This window comes from Olsenella uli (assembly GCF_901212655.1).
Taxonomy (GTDB): Bacteria; Actinomycetota; Coriobacteriia; order Coriobacteriales; family Atopobiaceae; genus Parolsenella; species Parolsenella uli_A.
The window spans coordinates 1-2,323 of sequence record NZ_CAAKON010000011.1 but is presented as its reverse complement, the minus strand read 5'-3'; the positions used below and the strand labels follow the sequence as shown (position 1 = coordinate 2,323).

Here is a 2,323-nt window from a genome sequence, read left to right as displayed (position 1 = left end):
GGGGGGATCTCGGTTGATTTCTCTTCCTCCGGGTACTTAGATGTTTCAGTTCCCCGGGTTGCCTCCCGCCGGGCTATGAGTTCGCCCGGGGGTGGCGCGCCATGTCGCGCGCCGGGTTTCCCCATTCGGAGACCCGCGGGTCGACGGGCGTGTGCCCCTCGCCGCGGATTATCGCAGCTTGCCGCGTCCTTCTTCGGCTTCCAGTGCCAAGGCATCCACCGTGCGCCCTTGACATCTTCTCTTCGCTTCGAATCGTTTAAATGGGTGATCTCGCATCCATCGCGATCTTCTATGCGACTTCTCAAGACATTGAGAAAAATAAGGAATGTTCGATCACGTTATGTGATCGCGTCCTTGCGCTATGCGGCTCTCAGGGTACGGGAGGGCGAGCCCTCGGGACCGGACGCCGCGACCTTGGGGACCGGGAGTGGCAGCGAGGAACGGCGGGCCGCCCCGCAACTGTGGTCTTCTCTAAGAAGTGAGCTCTCCCTAGAAAGGAGGTGATCCAGCCGCACCTTCCGGTACGGCTACCTTGTTACGACTTCACCCCCCTCACCCTCCACACCTTCGGCGCCTCCCCCACGAGGTTGGGCCGGCGACTTCGGGTGCAGACGACTCGGGTGGTGTGACGGGCGGTGTGTACAAGGCCCGGGAACGCATTCACCGCGGCGTGCTGATCCGCGATTACTAGCAACTCCGACTTCGAGGGGGCGGGTTGCAGCCCCCTGTCCGAACTGGGGCCGGCTTTGAGGGATTCGCTTCCTCTCGCGAGGTCGCAGCCCGCTGTGCCGGCCATTGTAGCACGTGTGCGGCCCTGGGCATAAGGGGCATGATGACTTGACGTCGTCCCCACCCTCCTCCGGCTTGACGCCGGCGGTCTCGCGCGGGTGCCCGGCCGAACCGCTGGCAACACGCGACGGGGGTTGCGCTCGTTGCGGGACTTAACCCAACATCTCACGACACGAGCTGACGACAGCCATGCACCACCTGTCACCGCTCCTCTCGGCCACCGGGTCTCCCCGGCTTCACGGTGATGTCAAGCCCAGGTAAGGTTCTTCGCGTTGCTTCGAATTAAGCCACATGCTCCGCTGCTTGTGCGGGCCCCCGTCAATTCCTTTGAGTTTTAGCCTTGCGGCCGTACTCCCCAGGCGGGACGCTTAGTGCGTTGGCTGCGGCACGGGGGGCTCGTCCCCCCACACCTAGCGTCCATCGTTTACGGCTGGGACTACCAGGGTATCTAATCCTGTTCGCTCCCCCAGCTTTCGCGCCTCAGCGTCGGTCGTGGCCCAGAGGGCCGCCTTCGCCACCGGTGTTCTTCCCGATATCTGCGCATTCCACCGCTACACCGGGAATTCCGCCCTCCCCTACCAGACCCAAGCCGCGCGGTTTCGGGAGCGGGCGGGGGTTGAGCCCCCGGATTTGACTCCCGACCTGCGCGGCCGCCTACGCGCGCTTTACGCCCAATGAATCCGGATAACGCTCGCCCCCTACGTATTACCGCGGCTGCTGGCACGTAGTTAGCCGGGGCTTCTTCTGCAGGTACCGTCACCTCTCGGCCTCTTCCCTGCTGAAAGCGGTTTACGACCCTAGGGCCTTCGTCCCGCACGCGGCGTCGCTGCGTCAGGGTTCCCCCCATTGCGCAAGATTCCCCACTGCTGCCTCCCGTAGGAGTCTGGGCCGTGTCTCAGTCCCAATCTGGCCGGTCGGTCTCTCAACCCGGCTACCCATAGTCGCCTTGGTGGGCCGTTGCCCCGCCAACTAGCTAACAGGCCGCGGGCCCATCCCCCTCCGCCTCGGCTTTCCCGCCCGGGACATGCGTCCCTTGCGGAGTACCCGGTATTAATCCCGCTTTCGCGAGGCTGTCCCGGTGAGGGGGGCAGGTTGCCCACGTGTTACTCAGCCGTTCGCCACTCTATGAGCTTCCCGAGGGAAGCTTTAACCGTTCGACTTGCATGTGTTAGGCGCGCCGCCAGCGTTCATCCTGAGCCAGGATCGAACTCTCCGTTCAGGTGCGGGCCGCTCGCGCGGCCCGGCGATTCAAGTGTGCTCGGAGGTCCGGCCCGGCCGGTCTCGCTGCTCTCGTCTCGGATCCACGAATAAGGAACCTCTGGGTTGTGATGCTGGTCACACCTTCGAAGTTTCGTTCGCTTGTCTGTCTCTCGATCTCTTCGATCGCGGTATCCGGTTCTCAGGGTTCGTCCGCGCCACGGCCCGCGGTCCCTCCCGCGGCCGGTGCGGCGCGAGGAGGTAATATACGCCCCCCGCCCCGCCGCGTGAAGGGGGCGGGAGGGTCTCCACGGGACGCACACATCTTGCGCCGGGG

The 2,323-nt window shown here is 64.5% G+C and carries 2 rRNA genes; both read right to left on the bottom strand.

The window, feature by feature from the left end:
• Positions 1-242: ribosomal RNA gene (locus EFAMC2_RS02280) — 23S ribosomal RNA — on the bottom strand; the annotation flags it as partial.
• 251 nt (positions 243-493) lie between these two features.
• Positions 494-2,008 (bottom strand): 16S ribosomal RNA (locus EFAMC2_RS02275).
• Positions 2,009-2,323 lie beyond the last annotated feature (315 nt).